This is a genomic window from Bremerella volcania (assembly GCF_007748115.1).
Taxonomy (GTDB): Bacteria; Planctomycetota; Planctomycetia; order Pirellulales; family Pirellulaceae; genus Bremerella; species Bremerella volcania.
Genome location: NZ_CP036289.1, coordinates 6,045,492 through 6,065,142, shown reverse-complemented (window position 1 = coordinate 6,065,142; position 19,651 = coordinate 6,045,492). Strand labels below are relative to the sequence as shown.

14 protein-coding genes are annotated in these 19,651 nt (G+C 54.8%); 4 read left to right on the top strand and 10 right to left on the bottom strand.

Translation table 11 applies throughout. From position 1 onward, the window contains the following. Positions 1-9: 9 nt before the first annotated feature. From Pan97_RS24220 to Pan97_RS24210, 3 genes are all read right to left on the bottom strand, one after another. The gene (locus Pan97_RS24220; RefSeq protein ID WP_144977247.1) at positions 10-1,122 is read right to left on the bottom strand and encodes an ABC transporter permease; all 1,113 of its coding nucleotides are present in this window, start codon (positions 1,120-1,122) and stop codon (positions 10-12) included. Between the two features lie 3 nt (positions 1,123-1,125). Then, the gene (locus Pan97_RS24215) at positions 1,126-2,106 is read right to left on the bottom strand and encodes an ABC transporter permease (RefSeq protein WP_144977244.1); all 981 of its coding nucleotides are present in this window, start codon (positions 2,104-2,106) and stop codon (positions 1,126-1,128) included. A 66-nt stretch (positions 2,107-2,172) separates the two neighbouring features. After that, entirely contained in the window at positions 2,173-4,116 is a 1,944-nt protein-coding gene (locus Pan97_RS24210) for an ABC transporter substrate-binding protein (protein ID WP_144977241.1), read from the bottom strand. Positions 4,117-4,494: 378 nt separating this feature from the next. Here Pan97_RS24210 and Pan97_RS24205 point away from each other — a divergent pair, with 378 nt between their 5' ends. Continuing rightward, the gene (locus Pan97_RS24205) at positions 4,495-8,451 is read left to right on the top strand and encodes a DUF7133 domain-containing protein (protein ID WP_165698953.1); all 3,957 of its coding nucleotides are present in this window, start codon (positions 4,495-4,497) and stop codon (positions 8,449-8,451) included. Positions 8,452-8,461: 10 nt separating this feature from the next. On the opposite strand, the gene Pan97_RS24200 is transcribed toward Pan97_RS24205, so the two are convergent. Beyond that, a complete protein-coding gene (locus tag Pan97_RS24200) occupies positions 8,462-9,505 on the bottom strand; it encodes an LOG family protein (RefSeq protein WP_144977235.1) in 1,044 nt (347 codons plus the stop codon). 248 nt (positions 9,506-9,753) lie between these two features. Here Pan97_RS24200 and Pan97_RS24195 point away from each other — a divergent pair, with 248 nt between their 5' ends. Further along, positions 9,754-10,245 (top strand): STAS domain-containing protein, encoded by a 492-nt coding sequence (locus Pan97_RS24195; RefSeq protein ID WP_144977232.1) that lies wholly within the window; start codon positions 9,754-9,756, stop codon positions 10,243-10,245. Between the two features lie 16 nt (positions 10,246-10,261). On the opposite strand, the gene Pan97_RS24190 is transcribed toward Pan97_RS24195, so the two are convergent. From Pan97_RS24190 to Pan97_RS24180, 3 genes are all read right to left on the bottom strand, one after another. Continuing rightward, entirely contained in the window at positions 10,262-10,534 is a 273-nt protein-coding gene (locus Pan97_RS24190) for a (2Fe-2S)-binding protein (RefSeq protein ID WP_144977229.1), read from the bottom strand. Next, a complete protein-coding gene (locus Pan97_RS24185) occupies positions 10,531-11,670 on the bottom strand; it encodes a M20/M25/M40 family metallo-hydrolase (RefSeq protein WP_196782206.1) in 1,140 nt (379 codons plus the stop codon). Before Pan97_RS24185 ends, Pan97_RS24190 begins: the two co-directional genes overlap by 4 nt. 114 nt (positions 11,671-11,784) lie before the next feature. Further along, positions 11,785-12,498 (bottom strand): response regulator transcription factor, encoded by a 714-nt coding sequence (locus Pan97_RS24180; RefSeq protein WP_144977223.1) that lies wholly within the window; start codon positions 12,496-12,498, stop codon positions 11,785-11,787. 364 nt (positions 12,499-12,862) lie between these two features. On the opposite strand from Pan97_RS24180, the gene Pan97_RS24175 reads away from it, so the two are divergent. Continuing rightward, on the top strand, positions 12,863-14,413 hold the full coding sequence (locus Pan97_RS24175) for a diguanylate cyclase (RefSeq protein ID WP_165698952.1): 1,551 nt from the start codon (positions 12,863-12,865) through the stop codon (positions 14,411-14,413). Between the two features lie 487 nt (positions 14,414-14,900). Further along, positions 14,901-16,754: a mechanosensitive ion channel family protein gene (locus Pan97_RS24170; RefSeq protein ID WP_144977217.1), complete on the top strand. Its 1,854-nt coding sequence runs from the start codon at positions 14,901-14,903 to the stop codon at positions 16,752-16,754. A gap of 9 nt (positions 16,755-16,763) precedes the next feature. On the opposite strand, the gene Pan97_RS24165 is transcribed toward Pan97_RS24170, so the two are convergent. The 3 genes from Pan97_RS24165 to Pan97_RS24155 all read right to left on the bottom strand — a co-directional run bounded on the left by Pan97_RS24165 (position 16,764) and on the right by Pan97_RS24155 (position 19,543). Further along, entirely contained in the window at positions 16,764-17,558 is a 795-nt protein-coding gene (locus Pan97_RS24165; RefSeq protein WP_165698951.1) for a class I SAM-dependent methyltransferase, read from the bottom strand. 78 nt (positions 17,559-17,636) lie between these two features. After that, positions 17,637-19,148, bottom strand: coding sequence for a M56 family metallopeptidase (locus tag Pan97_RS24160; protein ID WP_144977211.1), 1,512 nt, complete (start codon positions 19,146-19,148; stop codon positions 17,637-17,639). Continuing rightward, the gene (locus Pan97_RS24155) at positions 19,148-19,543 is read right to left on the bottom strand and encodes a BlaI/MecI/CopY family transcriptional regulator (protein ID WP_144977208.1); all 396 of its coding nucleotides are present in this window, start codon (positions 19,541-19,543) and stop codon (positions 19,148-19,150) included. The genes Pan97_RS24160 and Pan97_RS24155 overlap by 1 nt, the downstream gene beginning before the upstream one ends. Positions 19,544-19,651 lie beyond the last annotated feature (108 nt).

Genomic DNA, 19,651 nt, shown 5'->3' with positions numbered 1-19,651 from the left:
ACAAAGGAGTTAGGCGTCGCGGGTTCGTGGGTCGGTGGCTTCCTGGATGCCTTCGCCGATTAAGTTGTAAGCCAGCACGGTGGTGAAAATGGCCAGCCCAGGAAAGAAGATCAGCCACCACATCGAACGGATGTTGTTCTGTCCTTCGTGCAGCACGCGTCCCCAGGTGGGAGTCAACGTGTCGGCACCGATGCCCAGGAAGCTCAGCGCGCTCTCGGTGAAAATGGCCGCGGCAATGCCGAAGCTGATCGGCACGAGAATCGGGGCCAGGGCGTTTCGCAGGATGTGAATGAACATAATTCGCAGCGACCCGGCTCCCATGGCTTTCGCCGCGGCGACGTACTCGATCTGCTTGATCTTGAGGAACTCGGCCCGCGTCAACCGGGCGATGCCGGTCCATCCGGTCAGACCGATTACGGCCACGACCTGCCAGATGCTGGGATGCTCGGCGATGGCCAGCAGGGCGATCACCAGGATCAACGTGGGAACGCAGAGAATGATTTCGATGAACCGGGAAAGAACAAAGTCGACCCAGCCGCCGAAGTAGCCGGCACAGGCACCAATCGTAATGCCGACGGCCCCAGCGATGCCCATCGAAACGAAGCCGACCAGCAGCGCGACGCGGGTTCCATGCACTAGCTGCGAGAAGACGTCGACGCCGTTCGAGTCGGTTCCCATCAGGTTTTGCCAGGTTGGTTTGCCGTCAGCTTTATCAGGATTGCCTGGCTGCCCTTCGAACCAGTCGTCGCGGACGCGTTCGATCGGGTCTTGGCGAACCAGCGGCCAGATGGCCCAACTGTTGGGGTCTTTCGCTTTGAGATTCGGTTCGTAACGTTTCTCGAAGTGATCGCCGGTGGTGAAGATGGCGTTTTCCCACGGGGCGTAAAAGTAGCCCATGCAGGGGAAATAGATGTTTCCTTTGTAGTAACAGACGATTGGCTTGGTTCCGGCGATCGCTGGCGAGAAGATCGCGACCAGTGCCAGGAAGCCGACGAAGTAAAGCCCAAGCATGGCCATCGGGCGACGTCGATAGTATCGCCAGGCAGTCGCCCAGAAACCTTGCGAGGTCGCTGGCTTGATAGGCTTGACCGGTTGTTCAGCGAGTTCAGCTGCAGCACTCATGAGTTACGAATAAGTAATCCGGGGGTCAACGAATGCGTACAGAACGTCGGCCAACAGCTGACCGAGCAGCGTCATGACCGAGAACATCAAAACCAGGCCCATGATCACCGGGTACTCACGCATGGTGATCGACTGGTAAAAGAGATAGCCAATGCCGTTCCACTGGTAAATGGTTTCCAGAATCACCGAGCCAGCCAGAAGCGAAGGAAGCGTCAGTCCGATGATGGTGACCAACGGAATCAGCGAATTGCGGAACGCATGCGTCACCAAAATACTGGTAGGGCTGGCCCCTTTGGCTTTCGCGGTGCGGATGTAATCTTGCTGGATTGTCTCCATCATGTTGGCTTTGATGAAGCGGGTATAGTAGGCCAGCGAGGTATAGGTCAAACAGAGCACTGGCAAAATGGCGTGCGATAGGATATCCCACAGCTTGCCCAGCGAACTCATCTCGGCGTACCCTTCGCCGGTTGAACCATACAGTGGCAGCCATTCCAGGCGGACTGCAATGATTAGGTTCAAATAGACGGCCGCCACGAAGTTGGGAAGCGCGTACAGAATGTAGAGGATCGTGCTGACCAGTCGTTCGCGAAAGGTCAATGCATTAGCGGTCGACCAAAGCCCCATGGGAATGCAGAGGAAGTAAGTCAAAATCAGAGAGGTGCCGGTCAAGATGAGCGTCTTGGGGAGACGTTCGCCGATGATGATGGTCACCTTCCGGCGGTCGTTGATCCCGCGCCCCAAATCGCCTTGCAAGACGTCGCCTAGCCAGTACCAGTAGCCGACGTACCAGGGTTTGTCCAAGCGGTACTGCTTTTCCAGCTTGTCCATCTGCTCTTGCGACATCAACGCGTCCATGCGGACGGTTTCTTGCATGATGGTCAGCGGCGTGCCTGGCATGTTCCGGATGAGCCCATACACAATGAAGGTCACCGCCAGCAATGTGAAGATGCCAATCAGGATGCGACGGGCGATATAGGTCAGCATGCGAAAGAACGACTTGGAAAGGTTGGTGGAAGGAACCGTGCGAACGCGATCGAATGGAGGGGCAAGCTAGAGTGGCTTAACCTTCCAAACCGATTCCATCCCCGGCGAGTAGTGGAACGGGCCGCGAGCACTGAATTCGTAACCTCGCATGTCCTTATTGAACCCATACAGCGACGACAAGTAAAAGAGCCAGGTATAGGGTTGGTCTTCATAGAAGATTTTGGCCATTTCCTGGTAGATCTTGGCTCGCTTTTCACGGTCGAGTTCGACCATCCCTTCTTCGTACAGTTCATCGACCTTCTTGTTCGAGTACTGACCGTAATTGCGGGTTTGGCCGGTGCCAAAGATGTTCTTGGTATAGAACGGATCGGTGCCCGAGCCCCAGCCACCCAGCATGGCATCGAACGTGTGGTCTTGGGCTTTTTGCTGCAAGACGGTGAACTCGGTCGCACGCTCTTCGACCTTGATGCCAAGCTTGTTCAAGCTGGTAACGACGACGCGGGCCACCTTTTCCGAAGTCGGCGTCTGTCCCCGCATCAAGGTGAAGCGGAAAGGAACCTTCTTGCCACCGATCATCTTGTCTCGAATGCCGTCAGCATCGCTGTCGACCCAGCCCGCTTCGTCCAGCAGCTTGCGGGCCTTATCCAGGTCGTACGTAAACATCGGAAGCGGAGGTTCCGGTGCCATCCACGAAGTGGGATGGAACGGACCGTTAGCCTGCTCGAACAAACCATCCAATACGCGATCCAACAGTTCTTTGTAGTCGATACCGTAGCTCATCGCCTTGCGGACGTTCGGGTCTTTGAAGAACTCCGATTCGCAGTTCCAAGCGATGTGGTACTCAGTCCACTCGGTGGCTTTGACCTTGACGTTCCTCTCAAAGAACTCTGGTTCGTTGGCATCCGTGTTCCACTTGGGAGCGGGGATCTCCATTTCGTCGATCTTGCCCGCCGAGAGCGCCAGCAGCGCGGTGTTGGTGTCGGTGATCACTTCCATGCGGATGTTCTTGAAGTAGGGTTTGTCGCGAACCTGCTTGCCTTCGTGCATGTAAAAGCCTTCGCGGCGCTGCAGCATGACGTTCTTACCGCGCGTACGACTTACGACCTCGTAAGGTCCGCCAACGACGGGGGTTTCTTCCAGTTTCAGGTGAATGTCGCTGTCGACCATGCTCGGGTCCATCGCGATCGATTCGTAGTAGATGTGTTTCGGCACGACGGGGAATTCGTCTTTCCACTCGTTCACTGCGGTCGACTTCTCGTGGAAGATGCAGAACGTGTGCTCGTCGTAGGCTTTCAAGTAGAGAACCGTCTCCATGCCGCTGGAAATAGCTGGCATGTAGGCGACCATGTCGGGATGCTTCACTAGCTTAAAAGTGAACTCCCAGTCATAGGCCGTGATCGGCTCGCCGTCGGACCAGGTCAGGTCGTCGCGGATGACGAACTTGTGAACCGTGTTGTCTTCGTTGACCTGCCAGGTCTTGATGAACGTGCCGTTGCCAACGGGGTTCAGGTTGATGTCGGAGGCGATCGCCCCCACGCCCGTCAGACCTGCCACGTCGAAGTCGGAGGTGGAACTCATCGTTAGGGGGTTCAAGCTGTTGATATCGCCGGCGACGTGATGCACCCAGGTCGCATCCCAGTTGACTTCGTCATCGCTCTTGGGGAGGACCTTGACCGACTCGAGGATCTCTTTGATCTGCCGGTCGTTTTCCGATTTCAGGTTGACTGCTTCCGCCGGCGGCATGGGTGGCTGATAGTCGGCCAACTGATGCTTGAGCTTGTCCAGCAGATCGATGACTGGTTTGTCCGTCCACTTGTTATTAGCGTTCAGCTCTTCAAGCGTTGGAGGATCGAAACCTTTGACCCCTTTCTCGTAGTCGAACTTTTCGATGGCTGCCTGGATTTCGTCTTCCGAGTAATCCGAGGAACCTCCGGTACAACCGGCCAGTGGGGCCAGAGTGGCGAGAAACAAGAAGAGATGGATGCCCAGGGCGCCGTGGACTTTTGTCATTACGCAACCTCTTAACGAGACAGCATCAAGCTGAATCCACCGCTAGCAAAGCCGTGCGCTGACCCAATTGATGCAATTTTCCTAATCAATCCCCTTGGAATCGTAAACGTATCAAAAAAATGGGTCAATAACGGCTCACCGCGGGGGCGCCACTGACCACTGCTGCTGTCATGGCTGTCGAAATGCACTTTTGGGGGGAATCGACGGCAAGCGCACACGAGTCGGGGCAAAATTTGCCGTTTGGCGCGATTTTGCTGATTTTGTCGTCCCTGGTGCCCGATCTTTCCAAATGAAGGATGAGACTTGATTGCGCTCGCGCTGGGTTCTCATCGACTGCCTATCGCGAGCAAACGCTACGTCACTGGTATGAGATTGAAGATGTTGACTACGCCCAAAACTGCTTGGTTGTTGCTGATCGCCGCCACCCTGCTTGTGACCGGAGCCCCCAGCTTCGCGCATGCCCAGGCCACGCAACCCCAATGGATCTGGGCCCCACAGCACCATAAGGACCAGGTTCCTTCCAGCAGTTGCTTTTTCCGTAAGAGCATCAACATCTCGCAGATGACCGGTGGTCAAATCATGATCACCGCCGATGACGAGTACGAACTCTGGATAAACGGAAAAAAAATCGCAGAAGACAAAAACTGGCGAAATCGGCGACAATTCGACATTACGAACCACCTGACGATCGGCGACAATGTCTTCGCCGTCCAAGTCCGCAATACCCAGGCGGGCGCCGCCGGGCTGTTGGCCGAGATTACGATCTTCGGCCCGAACAACCAGAAGGTGAGCTTCCCCTCGAATTCGTCGTGGAAGACGGACCTCCGCCCCTTCCCGCTCTGGCAATCAACTTTCTACAGCGATTCACGCTGGCAACGTGCTCAGGAATTGGGACCGGCCAACGGGACGACCCCCTGGAACAACGGTCAGCCGCAGGTAGCTGCCAACAACAAGAGCGGCCCGCCGGTTCCTCCCGAGCCGTCTTTTGCTGAAAAGCCACGTCCTTCGCAGCGTCCAATTGAAGCCAAGCCAATCTCGACGGCGAAAACACCTCAGACAACACAGCCGGAAGTGGTATCGACTCCAGTACAGGATACACCGTCCGAAGAATCTCGGTTCCGCATTTTACCTGGCTTCGCGATTCAGGAAGTGATCTCGGCCGAGAAGACCGGGGCGTTGATTTCGATGACGTTCAACGAATTCGGCAACATCATCGCCTCGAAAGAGGGTGGCGATCTGATGCTAATTTACGATTCCAACGACGACGGCGTCGTCGACGCGCAGCGTGTTTACAACGACACGATCAAAAACGTGCAAGGGATTTTGCCACTTAACGGTGAGGTGTTCGTCGTCGGCGAAGGCTCTGAAGGGACCGGTCTTTATAAGCTGAGCGATACAGACGGAGACGGCGACGTCGAAGAAGTCGCAACGCTCGTCACGTTCAACGGAGCGATCGGCGAACATGGCCCTCACGGACTGGCCTTGGGACCGGATGGACTGATTTACATGGTGGCCGGCAACGACACAAAGCTCGAGTCAGACGTCGATGAAAAGAGCCCTCATCGCCACTTCTACGAAGGGGACCTTGTCCCGCGATTTGAAGATCCAGGCGGTCATGCCGTGGGCGTGAAAGCCCCAGGCGGCATGGTACTGCGTACCGACATCGAAGGACAGAACGTCGAGATCGTCGCAGGCGGTATTCGCAATGCGTACGACCTGGCCTTCAATCGCAACGGTGACCTGTTCATTCACGACAGCGACATGGAATGGGACGAAGGCCTGGTGTGGCATCGTCCGACTCGCCTCTACCAGGTTTCGCCTGGTTCCGATTTCGGTTGGCGTAGCGGCTGGGCGAAGTGGCCAAATTACTATCCCGACTGTGTGCCACCGATCTTGGAAACGGGGGCTGGTTCTCCCACGGGGTTAGTGGTCTACGATCACTTCAAATATCCGGCCAAGTATCAGAACCGCCTGTTTGTTACCGACTGGGCGAACGGACGTATCAGCACGGTCTCGCTGACCCGAGACGGAGCCGGATATGTCGCCAAGAGCGAAGCACTGCTTGAAGGCAAGCCGATGAACGTGACCGATTTGGAAGTGGGTCCGGATGGTTGGATCTACTTCACCACCGGTGGCCGCGGCACCGAAGGCGGGCTTTATCGAATCGTCTACAAGGGAGACATCCCCGAAGGAAGCGACGACCTGGGCAAAGGAATCGCCCAGGCCATCCGTCATCCACAGCCGCAAAGTGCCTGGGGTCGACAAGAAATCGCTGAAATCCAATCCGACTTGGGTGACTTGTGGAATCCACAGATTCAAGGCGTTGCGATCGCTAAAGAGAACCCCTCGTACTATCGCACGCGAGCATTGGACTTGATGCAGCTTTATGGCCCGTCACCAACCCTGAGCATGCTGCTTGGGCTGACCGAGGACGACAATGCTGAAGTTTGCCAAAAGGCAATCTCGCTCTTGATCAACTACCCAGGAAGCGAATCAACCGAGCGTCTGCGAGAACTACTGAAGCACGAAAGCCCAGCTGTTCGCCGGGAAGCCTGCGAGACGCTATGCGAGATTCGCGGTACGGTAACCTACGAAGAATTGCGGCCTCTGCTATCTGCCGAAGATCGACGCGAAGCGTATGCTGCTCGTCGCTTGCTCGAGAATCAGCCGGTTGAGAGCTGGATCGAAGACGTTCTGATCGCTGATTCGGCAACGCTGTTCAACTCGGGCTGCATCGCCGCACTCGTGGCTCAGCCTTCGCACGATATTGCTTTGAAGATCGCTTTGAAGGCCCAGAAACGACTGGACGACTACTTGAGCGACCAAGAGTTCCTGTCGATGCTGCGTGTCATTCAGTTGGCGATCGATCGAGGAAGCTTGAACGAAAGCGATGTACCTGGTTTGGCGCCGCGACTGGCCAGCGAGTTTCCCGCTGCCGATCACAAGATGAATCGTGAATTGATCCGCACGCTGGCACACTTCCGTGTTTCCGATATCACCGACCGCTACATCGCCCATCTCGATAGCAAGATGCCGGCGGCAGAGCGTTTGAATCTGGCCATGCACATGTCCTTCATCGAAGAAGGGTGGACGAGCGAACAGAAGCTCAAGCTGCTTGGTCACTTGGAAAGCGGCCTGAAGATCGACGGCGGCGAGGGACTTCGCGGCTACATCGAAACGAGTACCAAGCAGTTCGTGAAATGCTTAACGCCAGAAGAACAGTACGTTGCCCTGACCTTGGGACACATGTGGCCCAACGCCGCGCTTGCCGTCCTGTTTGAATTGCCGGAACATCCCAGCGATCAGGTTCTCCAAACGCTTCGCATGATTGACGAAGAACTCATCGGCGACGAGACGACCGTCGCGACTCGGATGCGAAAGGGGATTGTTGCGATTCTGGCCAGTAATGGCACTCCAGAGAACATGGCTTACCTGAGAAAGGCATTCGATCGTGAGCCGGAACGCCGCGCATCGATCGCTTTTGGGCTGGCTCAGCAGCCTGAAGGGAAGAACTTCGCGTACCTGGTCAAAGCCATACCGGTGCTGGAGGGTGACTTCGCGACCAATGTTATTGAGAAGCTGACCCAAGGGACGCAAACCGAAAACGATCCGGAGACGATTCGTCAATTGATTCTGTTGGGACTGCGTTCGGACGATACCTGCCGACAGGCCGTCAATCAGCTTCTGGTCAAATGGACCGGCGAATCGGCCGCATCGCCAGCTGATCCATTTGAGAAACAGATGAAGTCGTGGCAGAGTTGGTTTGCCAATAGCTACCCCGATCTTCCTGAAGCGAAGCTGGTCGACAACAAGTCGAGCAACTGGGACCTGAAAGAACTGCTCGAGTTCCTCGGTTCGGACGACTACCACGGAGGAGACGCGACCTCAGGGGCATTGATCTTCAAGAAGGCACAATGTGCCGCCTGTCACCGCATGGGAGGAGCCGGCGAGGCGATCGGTCCTGACCTGACCGATATTGCTCGACGCTTCCAGAAGAAGCAGATCCTGGAATCGATTCTGTTCCCGTCGCACGTGATCTCGGATCAATACACAACCAAGCAGATTCTGACGGTCGACGGTAAGATCCTGTCTGGTTTGATCTCGACGAGCCCAAGCGGCAACTACGTCGTCATCGACAGCCAAGGCAACAAGACCGAAGTACCGCAGGCCGATGTTGATGAACTGTCGCCATCGAAAACCAGCATCATGCCCAGTGGGCTGCTGGATCAGCTGACCGCCGAAGAAATCGGCGACCTGATGACCTACCTCAAAGCGAACAAAGCTTCATCGAAAACACAGGTCGCCAATCAGCCGAGCGGAACATCGGTTCGTTAGGGGAATGACTCTAAGTGAAGTCTCTTTTCGCCGGTTCGATGGAGCCGGCGTTGAGGCAGTCGAGCAAGATTCGCAAACGGCCCAAGTTGCGGCGGTTGAACGTAAACACAAGTCGCGACATCTCTTCCAACTCAGGCTCATCCTCTTCTGGCAGTGCGTCTCGCACTTCAAACGTTCCCTCGCTGAGGATATCGCGGAATTCCGTTTGAATGGCACTTAGCAGCGACTCGGCAATAGGTGTCACAGTGCGGATGACCAGCTGTTTCCGGACATACCGCATGCTGTGGTACACCTTGTAGAACTGTTCGATCTCGCCCACCGCTTCGTCGATCCGATCGGTGACCTTGTACAAGGCGAAGTCTTCCGGCGAGATCATGCCGCTCTCGTACAGGGCTGCACGAATGAAAACGTCGAGCGCTTTCCAGTAAGTGCCGCCTGGGGCGTCCAGCAGAACGATCGGAAAGAGGTCGCGTTTGCCGGTTTGCACCAGGGTCAGGACTTCGAAGGCTTCGTCAAGCGTTCCGAACCCCCCTGGCAAACACACCACCGCATCGCACTCCTTCACAAACATCAGTTTGCGTGTGAAGAAGTACTTCATGTTCACAAGTTTTTCATCGCCGTGAATCACGGGATTGGCTTGCTGCTCGAAGGGGAGCATGATGTTCAAGCCCATGGAATTGGCCCGCCCTGCCCCGCGATGGCCAGCCTCCATGATGCCACTTCCGGCACCGGTAATGACCAGCCAATCATCTTCGGCCATCTGCTGGGCAAAGTCGGCGGCCGTCTGATAGGTGGGATGATCGGGCCGCGTTCGAGCGGAACCAAAGATCGTGACTTTGCGTTTTCCCCGAAATGGGGTGAAGACCTTGAACGCGTAGCGTAGTTCTTTCAGCGATCGCGAGAGTAACTTGAGGTCTCCGCGTGTTGCGGCGTCGCGTTGCAGTTTATCCGCAGTCTGGCGAATCTGATCGAGAAGGTTTTTAATCTCAATCTCGCGGCGCTCATCCTTGTCTGACGAAAGATCCTCGGCATCCGTTTCTTCAAATCGGCTCAACGATCGATCTCCTTCTCGAGAGAGGCTTCCCCCCTTCGGTTTCCCGAAGGTAAGCGGAAACCCGTACTAACTAACCCACTGTGGGAAGGGCACCCGTGCGAATAATAGCATATCCCTCTAAAGGCACGGATGGTTACGGGTCGTATCCAAGTATACAATTGTTTTGAAATCAGTGCGGAAATATTTAAAAAGTTAAGGGGTTGTTGTTACGGAGATCGACCGATAAACTACGCGAATACGCGTTTTTCGTGAATTCTCCGGTTTTGCGTTTGACAGTCGCGTCCGCGGAAATCTGCCACATTCCGACTGACGAATTCTTAACAATTCAAGTCGAAATAATCCAACAACCAGTAGATCCGGTTTCCGCCTATAGGCGATTAAACGTAATGGTTAATATCCTGCGCCAGAAAGACATCACGATTCTCGACTTTGGTCCAGAGTATGGCAATCTCGACGAAGCTAGTCTGAGTAACGTCGTTCAGCAGATCGTTGAAGTTGCCAAACATACTTCTCCCCCGTTGGTCGTCATCGATCTATCAAATACCGAGGCGATCGGGTCCTTCTTCATTCAGTTCTTGATCCGCATTTGGAAGCTGATCAAGAAGAGGGGTGGAAGGTTGGTAATCGCTGGTCTTAGTGAAGAATGCTTGAACGTTTTAAAGCGTTCGAAGATCGAATCTCTTTGGCAACGCTATCCGACTCGGGAAGCCGCGACCGAAGCGCTTAAAGGCGCCGAATAGGGCTTACGACGACGGTTCAAGTGTCGTCGCCGTCGCGACTGTTCTTTTCCCGTATGTATTCCGCGCGACTGGCTTGATATTCTTCCGCGCTGGGAAGCTCGTCTGCTTTGGATTGTTGTTGGTTCTCAAAGATTCTCTGAAGAAAAGGGCGGCACCAACCACATCCGGTTCCCGCTCCTCCGCATTCAGAAAGCTGCGAGGCTCGGCGCGGTTTTTCAATGCGACAAAAGTTCTGTACTTTGCGCTTGGTCACGTGAAAGCATAGACACAATTCGTCATCCGGATTCATTTGGCGGAACCCTTTCCCGACGCGATGTGAAGTGCGACTTCGCAGGCCGTATAGAATTGCTCGATGTCCAACATCTCGCTGGTCATGTGTTGATTGTGTTGACCGCATCCGAGCGAGACCGCGGAGATTCCGTGCCGATAGAGCCAGTTCGCATCGAGGCCACCGTTGGCAATCGTGTTAAACGGACTCAGTCCCAATCTGCTGAGGACGTCGCCGGCAGCCTGGACACTTGGTGATTCAGGCGACATCACGAATGGTTCGTAATTTAAATCGCCATCAAAGTTGACATCTGCCCTGTGACTTGAGCTGTTTCGCACCTCTTCGGCTGCCTGACGAAATGCTTGCTGAAAACGGTCAACAAGAATTTCAATGGTCTCCTTCTGATGACTACGAACTTCGGCTCGAAGTTGCACATGATCCGCAACGACATTGGTTGCGTTTCCCCCTTGAATGACTCCAATATTACTCGTTCCTGTCAGTTCTTCTTGCGAAATCTTCCCTAATAGTCCTTGCCCGTGCAGGCTATTGATCGCAACTCCCGCAACGGTGATCGCGTTAATCCCTTTCTCAGGAGCAACGCCGGCATGACTGGCCAGGCCATGAATATCGATCGTCATTCGATACCCGCCAATGGCACCGATGGTGAGCTTGGCCGGATCTCCCCCGTCCCAATTGAATGCCAATTCCGGATTGCCAAGCTTGTCGACTTCCAGGTACCGCGTCCCCTGAAGGCCGATCTCTTCCTGAACCGTGAACAGCAAGGTCAACGGTCCGTGGGGTATCTTTTGAGCCAAGACTTCCGTCGCGGCAAACAGCACCGTCGCCACGCCGGCGCGGTCGTCGGCGCCTAATCCTGTGTGATCATCCTGTGGGATTAGCATGTCGTCTTGAAGCATGGGACGTGCGCCGACACAGATCGGGACGGTATCCATGTGAGCCATCAGTAAACGGCGCGGGGCCTCGTAGCTTCCCGGCAGCGAAACGATGAGATTGCCGGTTGTGCTCTGGAGAACCGGGCAGCGCTGGTGCGCCGTGTCATGCGTGATGTCTTCGTCAGGTACGCCTACCGCTTGAAGTTCGCGGCGGACCTTCGCGGCAACTTCGGCTTCTTCTCCACTTGCGCCAGGGATTGCCATGAGATCTTGGACAAGCCTAAGGGCGCGGTCTTTCTGCGTGTGGGATAACATGGTGGTTTACTAGGGGAAGATGGTGGTCAGGGCAGCGAAGACCATCATACCATAACCAGCACATTAGCCGTCAGCATTGACGTCGTGGCGTTGAACGAATTGCAGTTCTGGATGGACGAGCCCTTCATTCACGGCGAAAATGAGCATCTCGTTGATTGTCTGGACTTCTAGCTTCGATTTCAAATCACCCACCGTTTTATTGACGGTGCGCTCGCTGATATCCAACGCTTCCGCGATTTCGGACTGTGTTCTTCCGAGGGATAATTCTCGGAGTACGCCCACCTCGCGATCGCTGAGTGTGGCCAGACGTGAAGAGGGTAAGCCATCTTCACGTTCCACCAGCCTCTTATCGAGTTCCGGCGAAAAATAGGTGTTTCCGGCAGCGACGTGACGAATGGCAAATGCGAGGTTGCGGAGGGATTCGGAATGCTTGGAAACGATACCCGCGGCGCCCACTTCCAAGCATCGGTCCAAGTAGTTGTCTTTGGGGAAGCCGGTGTAGAAGAGGATTTTTGCCAGGCCTCCGCTTGCCTTGGTGATTTGTTTGCAGGCCAAGAACGGGTCCATGCCGTGCATGTGAATATCCATAAGGACCACATCCGGCTTGGTCGACTCAATCATCGCGAGCGCGGCTTGCGCATGGGTTGCGTGTCCGATGATTTGAATCGATTCATCAGAATCCAGAACGCGTGCAACGGCCCGCATGATGGCGTCGTCATCGTCGACGACCAAAACGCGAGGGTAGGAAGGTTTGGAGGTGCTCTTTGCAAGCATCATCAGACTGCCCCTGAATCTACTAGCTGAAAATTCATTGGTGGTCGCCTAACATTCAAGCGAACTTGTTACCTAGGTGCGCAATACAGCTGCCACTCGGGAAAATCCCTAAGGCAAGTATAGGACCCTTTTCGGGGAGTTGCGGTGATTCCGCAAAACGTGCCAAAAAGCGCAAAACTGGGAAGAATCACTTTTCGAAGCGTAGCTTGGCAGTTTTGTTTGACCAGTGCTTAGCGTGACATAAGTAATTAGTAGAGGTTGCTGCCCCTTAGTGCGGCTGCGCACTCGAAGACCTCTGCGATCACCCCGGATGTTTCGCATAATCCGAACGATCGTTACATCCGTGTCGGTAGTCGTGAAGTCGAAGATGTCACAGTTCACATTGCTCCACCTACTTTCTTGCCTGTTGTTCTTCGCCATAGGCTTTGTCGCTGCCCAGTGGTTGCGGTTTCCCTCAAAGCGAGAAGACAAGCACGAACAGTACGAGACGAATACCGGTTCAGAACTTGCGAGAGACGATCAACAAGATCTTCCTCCAGGCCATGAAGATGGTTCGCAAGAAGCACAAATGGCTGCGGCCGAGGCGCTTAGCGAAGTGGTGGATCGGGTTCGAAGTCTGGCCGATGGGGTGCGAATTGAAGTTCACGAGCATTCGCAATCGGTCGAGCAAATCAACCACGATTTGCTGGCGACGGCAAATGTTTCCGATCCTGAAGCCGCATCGCGCGTTATCTCGCGTTTGATCGATGCCAATCGGCATCTTGATTCGAGGTTAAACATGGCCGAAGCGCGCCTGCAGGAACAATCGCAATTGCTGCGATCGCACCGCGTGGAAGCACGGACCGACGCACTGACAGGTTTGCCCAATCGGCGCGTCTTCGACGAAGAGATCGAACGCTTGTTTAAAGAGAAACGCGATTCGCGACGTGTTTCGTCGCTGATCATGGTGGACATCGATCACTTCAAGGACTTCAACGATCGGCATGGACATCAAGCCGGAGATCTTTGCTTGAAGAAGGTAGGCGAAGTCATTCGTCAGACCGTTCGTGGCATTGGCGGGATCGTCATGCGATATGGCGGCGAGGAGTTCGCGGTATTGCTACCGGGAACCGAGCTATTCGATGCCAAGGTCGCCGCACAGCGTCTCAATCGAAATATCGAACGATTGATTGTCGATTTCGAGGAGAAAGAACTCAACGTAACGGCCAGCCTGGGCGTCGCTGAAATCGGAAGTGATAGTGAAGCGAGCGAGTGGCTTGGACGTGCCGACCGGGCCCTGTATGCTGCCAAACGCGAAGGTCGAAACCGCGGCTGTTGGCACGACGGCCAAGCCTGCCATGAGATCACTCGGAGAAATACGGATCCAGAGATTGAGGTGGATGAAGAGAGTAGCACGATCGCGCGACGAGAAGCTTTCAATCATGATGTCAATCGAAGACTGGCTCTCTTCCATCGCAAACGGCAACCGCTCGCATTGATTATTGCGAGCATTGATTTGATTGATGGTAAGGCTGTGGAAGATCACCCAGACTTCGTGGCGATTCAGCAAGCGGTGATGCAGGTATTCGGTGCCGTGCTTCGTGACATGGATCACTACTGTCAGTTGACTGATAACCAATTCGGTGCGTTACTGCCCGCAGCTGACGGCCACGATGCCGCAGTCGTCGCTGAGCGAGCGCGTGATGCGATCTCGCGAATGGAGCTGAAGACACCAACCGATGTGATTCGCATTTCGATTTCGTGTGGTGTCTCTCAAGCGTTGGAAGGGGATGAGGCCGAGCACATGCTCTCGCGAAGTGAATTGGCATTGGCGCATGCCCAGGGTAAGAAGGGAAATGCGGTTTATCTACTGCGTCACGAAATGGATTGGGAGTCCCCCTTGCGGATTACCCCAGAGGCAGTGATAGCAAACGAATAATTCTTTCTTTCTGTCGGATTCTTTTCAAGAAAGCGGGGTTGATCCGTTTTCTGAAAACCAATAATTTACCGCCTCACACGGACGACATGTCCTCGCTGCGGAGCAATGAGGCGGTCATCCGGACTTGCGTATCCGAGAGATGTTTCCTGCATAAGAAGAGCTAATTTTCTGGTTTTTCGCGGATCGTGAGCTGGGTGTTTGACACGGATGTCGAGCAGACTGGCTTGATAACTCTTAGATAATGCAACCGAAAGAATCGGCTCGTTTCGACAGGATGTCGATTCCCAGAACCGACCAATCGCTCCCGGAGAAGAACGGAATCCTTTGCCCCCCTGGGATCCGAACTTTCCGGGGGCCTTTTTTATTTCGAACCAAACGAATAGCATCGTTGGTCTCTGGATGGCTTCCGCAATGACTCGCGGTGAGCGAACGTTAGCAATGGATCGCGCTCTTGCTCTAACGTCAACTGTTCGATTTCCCTTCAACCATGGCCAGCAACTTGTTTCGCTTCGCACTTTGCGGCGTTCTGTTTTGTCAGCTTGCATTGGCAGCAACGGCCTATGCGCAGGCCATTCCTGGGGTGACTCCCGAAGCAGGCACTGGCGAAAAACCAGTCGAGCCACCAGCGGTCGATCCCAAGCTGATGGTGAAGCAAGGGAACCCGCAAGTCGCCGTTCGTACATTTCTCGAAGCGATGCAAGACGGTGATTACGACACCGCACTGGCGTGCATGGACTTCAGCGAACGAATGGGCATTCCTAGACAATCGAAGCTCGATCTCGCATATGAACTCTATCAACTGCTTTCAACCTTATGGGGGATCGACTCGTCGCTGGTCCCTGCGCAGACTGAAGCCGACCAATTCGAGGTCGCGGTGTTTGGCGAGGGGGACGGACGTGTTCCACTCGACCAACAAGAAGATGCCGCGAAAATGACACTGACGAAAGGGCCTCAGGGGCTTTGGAGTTTCAGCGCCAAGACGGTCGCGGCAATTAGTGAGTTAGCCAAGAAGTATACGCCGGACATTGAAGCGGAAGAGAAACGAGACGCCGTCGAAGGAGATGGTGCTCCAAAGCCGAAGCCGACTTTTGCGCTGTGGCTTGAGTCTCAGGTACCGCCATTCTATCGCGAAGAGCACTTCGTCCTTCCCACGTATCAATGGATTTGTCTGCTTACGCTCATCATTGCAGGCTACCTGGTAGACGTCATCGTGCAATGGATTTTGCGATTCATTCGTGGCGTACGATTTGCCAAGACGGCTGACGATGAAGAGCTGCGAAAAGCATTCGAGAAGGCCTGGACCCCGATTGGCCTGACGGCCATGGCATTGACCTGGTATTTCGGTCTCTGGCTGTTTCGATTGCCAGACTTGTTTCGGGCCATCATTATCTACGGCGTCCAGCTGTTCGGTATCGTCGCCGGCACATGGTTCATCTTCCGTATCATTGACCTGGTCATTGTGCATTTGACTCAGGCAGCGGCGAAACGCGGGAAGAAGTACGACGATCTTCTGTTGCCTGCGGTCAGTAAGACGCTTAAGACCTTTACAGTCTGTATTGGCATTCTTGTATTTGCGGAATCGTTTTCGCTGCCGATCGTCGGTTTGTTGGGGTCGCTGGGAATTGGTGGTATCGCGATTGCCTTGGCAGCCAAGGAAACACTCAGCAACGTCTTCGGCTCGCTAACCGTGATGGTCGACCGCCCCTTTGAAATTGGCGATTGGATTATTACCGAAGGGGTAGAAGGTACCGTCGAGGCGATGGGCATGCGGAGTACCAAGATCCGCACGTTCGACAACAGCTTGGTAACGCTACCCAACAGCCTATTGATTACGGCCAAGGTCGATAACATGGGCCGGCGAACGTTTCGCCGCATCAAGACGATGGTCTCGGTGCAGTACGATACCACGCCGGAACAGATCGACGCTTTTTGTGAGGGGATCCGGGAATTAATCCGCCGGCAGCCTTATACGCGAAAAGACTATTATCAGGTTTATCTCAACCAGTTTGCCGCCAGTTCGCTCGATATCTTGGTGAACCTCTACCTTGATTGCAACGACTGGAGTATCGAACTACGAGAGCGGCATCGTTTGTTTGTTGATATCGTCCGCCTGGCAAAGAGACTCGGCGTGCAGTTCGCGTTTCCCACGCAGACGATTCATCTTTATCAGGAAGAGCCCCAGGGATTTGCCGGAGCCGACGAACTGCCCGAAGAAGCAGGACGTCGGGCCGCCGCAGAGATTGCTGGCCCCTTGCCGATGCCTAATGAACGTCGTGGCCTGGTCGACTTCCCGGGCCCTCATCAATACGAAGATATCGATTCTCGTCGCCGCAAAAAGTGACGATCGCCGTCACTTCTGCTTTTCGCATAAGGCAATCCAGCCGCTGGCCCGCCAGTTCCCAAACAGCCACGAATGGGAAAGCTCGGCTTGCCGGTCCATTCGCAGTGGAACCAGGCGAGTCACATGAAAGTCACTCGACTTGAGAGCATTGGCGAATTCACCGCGGCTGAAGACGTGCAAAAAGAAATTCGGGATGCCTCGATAGCGATAGTACTTGTCTCCACGTTCCATGCCACGGGTCAAATACGCTTTGACCAAATGGGAAGTGATCCAGATCGCGCCATCTGGCTCAAAGAAATTGAACCAGAAGTTATGGACGTGCACGACGAACTTACCGCTAGGCTTGAGAATGCGATGGACATGGTCGAGGAACTGCTTGCGGTAGACGGCTCCCTTAATCATTCCTAGCGTGCTGAACATGCAAATGGCGTGGTCAACGGACTGATCTTCGATCGCCTCGAGTTCCACCAGGTTGGCTTGGAGGCACTGGATGTCGAGCCCTTCCTGCTGGGCCTTCTCGGCAACGATACGCAGCATTTCCTCGGACAGATCGACTGCCAGTCCCTGATTGCCTCGACGGACCAATGGAACTAGCGCCCTGGCCGTCCCGCATCCCAGGTCGGCCACGAGGCCGGTTGGCGGAATAAAATCGGCCACCACATGTTCGTCGAACTGAAAATCACTGCCAAAGGCGAGGTCTTCATCATAGCCGTCGGCAATCGCGGCCGACTCGATATAGTCGAGTGATCCTCTCGTAACACCAGTCGGAAGCTGCCAGGATGGTCGGGAGGAAGATGAACTCATAAGAACTCTCATGGCCACCAGCAAGCGGACGAAACGACGCACGAGGTGGGCTAGTGAGTGAAGAATCAGGACCCGGACTTACCAGCCAAGATTATTTTCCGGGCGTGGCCGATCGCGAAGCGGACGACGAAGCGGTGGCGGCGGCCTGCGATCTTGATGATCTTTCAATTCTCGGACCTGCAGGCGCAACTGGCGAACCTCTTCCCGAAGCTCGTGTAAGACTTCGATGACCGATTGATCGTCCGAGCCTGCCGCATCTTGTTGTTGGGCCTCGTCGTCTGCGGGGAGGGCCTGTTCGATGTCGTCAAGCAGAAATTCCAAAGGGTGGCGATGTTCCGGTAGCCGTCGATGTCCGAGTGGGCGGTCGTGGTGTGGATGTGGATGATGAGGATGCGGAGGTAGGAGGTGCCGAGGTGGGAGGAAACCTTCTTGCTCAACCATATCACTGGCTGAATCCGAAACCTCTTTCGCATTTGCCTGCGAGGCGGACTCAGGCCAGAAGATCGCCGAGGCTGCCCAAAGCAGCAGCGGAATGAACATCAAGACCAAGCCTGCCGGCCATGAACGCTCGCCAGCTTGGGGAGTCGAGATGCCTAGGATCTGACGAATACGTCCGATGAGTTGCCCTTGGCGATCTCCCAGGAAGTTGGTGGCCAGCACTTCGTTGGCATGATCGAGTTGCCACGATGCGACATGTTCCAACGACTTGGCATAATTGAGACGATGCCCCAGTGCTTCGATCGCCATTTCGTCGCAGCAGACTTCTCGTTCCCGGCGGATCTCCGTCGAGACCCACCAAACCACGGGATGGTAGAAGAAGATCGTCTCCGCCACGCGCTGGAGGAAGTTAATCCATAAGTCTTGTCGGCGAATATGTGCCAGTTCATGCGACAGGACGGCTTCCAGGATCTCTGGCGCGATCTCGGCCGCCCATGCAGCGGGCAGCAGCACCATCGGGCGCAGCAGGCCGACGGTCATCGCCTGGCTGACGCGACACGAGAAAGCAACCGGCGATAAATGCAGCAGATTCAGCCTGGTGGCCAGATCGGCGTAACGCACAAGGAGATCAGAATCGATCGAAAACAGTCCCACGCGACGAAGCCAGACCGTCCCCAGATAGCCGATGCAAAGTCGAAGGCCCAGAACGACGACGCCTGCGGTCCAAATCAGCATCAAGTAGGGCTGGATTTGCACCATGAGGTAGGCCAGGCTCGAGAGTGAATAGGCAGCGTCTTCACGTGTCGCCAAAAGCAGTTCGTGCGCGGTGTTTGTTTCGTCCGCGGCCACAGACGCAACGCGGTCGTTGTTTGAATCGAGCGTGATCGGAGAAGCCGAATCTTCGGCTAGAAACTCCATCCGCGACAGGGTAGCCATATCACGGATGTCGAGCAGTCCGAAGGTAATGCCGGGGCAAAGAAGAATCAGCAGTAAAGTGGCCAGGGCACCGCAGTACCGCATCTGGGGCGAGCGGAATGAGGCGAGCCTACTTATCAGTCGCCAGGCACAATAGATAACCGTTGCTTGCCACACGAAGTGCAGCAATACAAAGGTCAGTTTCATCCCCAAAGGGCTTTGCAGCACACTCCACATCAAACGTGATTCTCTTCCTCGTACAGTTCTAAAGCCTTACGAATCTCTTCCAATTCTACTGCATTGGGTTTCGATTCCTCCAGCAAATGGGCAACTAAAGAAGGTGCCGAACCCTCGAAGACGCGGCCGAGAATGTCACTCACGATACCGCCCAGGGTTTTTTCTTGAGGTCGCCTGGCCGAGTACTGAAATGCTCGACCGAGAGGCTCGCGTTCTAACAGGTCTTTGTCCGCCATGACGTTCATCAGGCTCATTACAGACGTGTAAGCACGCGTCCGTTCTTGGGTATTCAGTTCTTCCAGAACTTCACGTACCGTGCTGGGGCCTCGTTTCCATAGGACTTTGAGGACTTCCAGTTCACCGGACGTAGGGGTTTCCTGCTTGGGCCTTGCCATTTTATTTAAGTATCAACTTTGAATCAGAGTCACTTGGAATTCAATCGAAAAGCTTTCATGACTATTTGGCAGGAGGTACGGATCGACCCGTAGCTAGTAGTAGAAAGT